General features: G+C 46.7%; 1 protein-coding gene. It reads left to right on the top strand.

Features of this window, described 5'->3' with window-relative positions:
- Positions 1 to 719 precede the first annotated feature (719 nt).
- Positions 720 to 2,240, top strand: a complete 1,521-nt coding sequence (locus tag F6K49_RS41320) for a reverse transcriptase domain-containing protein (RefSeq protein ID WP_293084219.1) — start codon at positions 720 to 722, stop codon at positions 2,238 to 2,240.
- Positions 2,241 to 2,454: the final 214 nt, after the last annotated feature.

Here is a 2,454-nt window from a genome sequence, read left to right as displayed (position 1 = left end):
GATTCATTGGAGCAAGCCGAAAGGCAAGCCGAAAGGTTGAGGATACCTAAGAGCTGGGTGCGGTGAAAGTCGCACGCCCAGTTCGGAAGCGGAGGTGCCCTGGGTAATACCAGGCATCGACCGTAACAATTCTAAATTCTAGTGCGGCTCGTTCTAGCTAGGAGCCTCCCGAAACGGGAGGGGTATAAGCTAGGGGACTCGCGAGGTAAAATACCTCAAAAAGTTCTAACTGTCCTTCGGATGCAGGTGCAAACCCTGCCCTTTAGGAGATAAGTGACTCCCTACCTTGGCCACACCGAGCGGGCGGCAACTCCGCAGAGTGAAGCTGGCACCAGGGCGCAACCAGAACCAAAGCAGATAGGTATCACTGGCGCTAACGGGGAGACGACATGGGTAAAACTAGTCCTAGAAAAGTGTCTAATAGACAAGCCACAATCTGAGCTGCAACAGTGTGCGACTTTATCCTTTCATTCTCACAACATCATTAGAATAATAGTTGTAATCTCCGAGAAGAGGATAGGCAAATTGGACTGCCCTAAATCGTCAAAACAATCTGATAGATGGAACGAGTAAAAACGACAGCAAAAATGGGTCTGAGGAAAGGTCGAAACCTCGGTAAGTTATGCCAAACTTAATCCCCACTGTCGGGTAGGATGCCACCGGAAACTGGTGGCGGGTATCCAGAATACACGAAACTAATGAAGAGCATGGGTAGACACATGTCAAGACATAGTGACCTTTGGAAAAGCCAAAAGTGGAAGCAACTCCGCCGGAATCTTTTCCGCCTACAAAAGCGAGTGTACAAAGCAATTAGAGATGGTGACCTGAGGAAGGCACGGTCTTTGCAGAAACTGATTCTGAAATCCCGTTCAGCACAACTGCTGGCTGTCCGTCAAGTGACACAGCTCAATCAAGGAAAGAGAACTGCCGGAGTAGATGGGAAATCCTCCCTAACCTACAAAGAAAGGTTCGAGGTATTTGAAAAACTAGGCTCCAATGCGAAAAACTGGACGCACCAAGGGTTGAGAGAAATCCCAATACCTAAGAAAAATGGGAGTACGAGAATGCTGAAAGTACCGACCATCCAAGACAGAGCATGGCAATGTTTAGCCAAATATGCCTTGGAACCAGCCCATGAGGCGACGTTCAGTGCCTTCAGCTATGGATTCAGAACAGGCAGATGTGCTCAAGATGCACAAAAAATGCTATTTCAGAATCTAAATTCTGGCAACAACGGCATCAATAAAAGGATAATCGAGCTAGACATTAAGAAGTGCTTTGACCGCATCTCCCACAATTCCATCATGGATAGGTTGATAGCTCCTGCGGGTCTGAAAATGGGGATATTCAGATGCCTAAAAGCAGGTATCAATCCGGAATTTCCTGAACAAGGAACGCCCCAAGGTGGTGTGGTCAGTCCACTCTTAGCCAACATTGCACTTGACGGAATAGAGGAAATTAACAAAAAGGTCAGAAGCATTCGATATGCAGATGACATGGTGATTATTCTCAAGCCAAACGACAACGCTGAAAAGATTCTAGAAAAAGTGAGGAACTTCTTAGCCCAACGTGGATTGGAAGTAAACCAAGAGAAGACCAAGCTAACCAAAACGACAGACGGATTTGACTTCCTGGGTTGGAAATTCCGAGTCCAGAGAAACGGAAAATTTCGATGTATTCCCTCAGAGGAAAACCATCGTAATATCCGGAAGAAGATTAAAGCCGTGGTGAATAGCTCGAATTATGGTGCTGAAGTCAAAGCCCAAAAATTAGCCCCAATCGTGCGTGGATGGAGGAACTACCACAAAAGCTGTGATATGAGCAGTTCCCGAGATAGTTTATGGTTTATGGCAAAAACCGCAAACCGGAAATTCCGCAAGGAAAAGAAAGTGAATCGGTACAAAGCCACCGAACTATGCAAGAAAGGCTTTCCAGCAGTTGGGTACGAACAAAATCAACACGTCAACGTTAGAGGGACTAAGTCCCCGTATGATGGAGACTTAGTCTACTGGAGTATGCGGAACTCCGTACTATACGATGATGCTACCGCTAAAGCTTTGAAAAGGCAAAACCATTCTTGTGGACATTGTGGATACAAGTTCTTAAGCGACGAATCTGTACACCTCCATCACGTCGATGGAAACCACGACAATTGGAAGCAAAAGAACCTAATGGCAGTACATCAAAGCTGCCACCAGATGATTCATTGGAGCAAGCCGAAAGGCAAGCCGAAAGGTTGAGGATACCTAAGAGCTGGGTGCGGTGAAAGTCGCACGCCCAGTTCGGAAGCGGAGGTGCCCTGGGTAATACCAGGCATCGACCGTAACTAAGAACTACGTTATTTCTAAGTGTTCAAGTTCCTACCTGGGGATGCGTAGCTAGTCCCCAGCTCTAGAACCCAGTTATTAAACAGGTGTAATTGAGTTAAGCCAGTGTAGCTGGGAAAGTACCGAG

It is taken from the genome of Moorena sp. SIO3I6 (genome assembly GCF_010672095.1).
This window is presented reverse-complemented; position numbering and strand designations above follow the sequence as displayed.